Annotated in this window: 1 tRNA gene; it reads right to left on the bottom strand. The window is 58.6% G+C overall.

Annotation, left to right across the window (positions count from 1 at the left end):
* Window positions 1-149: 149 nt before the first annotated feature.
* A tRNA-Asp gene (locus tag MJ643_RS30550) sits at window positions 150-226 on the bottom strand.
* Window positions 227-345 lie beyond the last annotated feature (119 nt).

Below are 345 nucleotides of genomic sequence, written 5' to 3'. Positions count from 1 at the left end.
CGACCCCCGGCGTGACAGGCCGGTATTCTAACCGACTGAACTACCGCTGCGTATCGTTCAGGCTTTCGCCCGATTGAAACTGGGATCAGCCCAAGGCGTTTACCTTGTGGCTTCAGACCGGTGCCAGGCACCCATCTGATACTAAAAAATGGCGCAGCGGACGGGACTCGAACCCGCGACCCCCGGCGTGACAGGCCGGTATTCTAACCGACTGAACTACCGCTGCGCAGTGCGTTCCTCTCTGGCTATCGGTTTCTTGCGAAACCTGAAGCACCAGGAACATCTCAGGAAGTGGTGGGTGATGACGGGATCGAACCGCCGACCCTCTGCTTGTAAGGCAGATGC

It is taken from the genome of Pseudomonas sp. PNPG3, assembly GCF_023093815.1.
GTDB lineage: Bacteria > Pseudomonadota > Gammaproteobacteria > Pseudomonadales > Pseudomonadaceae > Aquipseudomonas > Aquipseudomonas asiatica.
The sequence above is the reverse complement of the archived record's forward strand: the minus strand, read 5'-3'. Positions and strand labels throughout refer to the sequence as shown.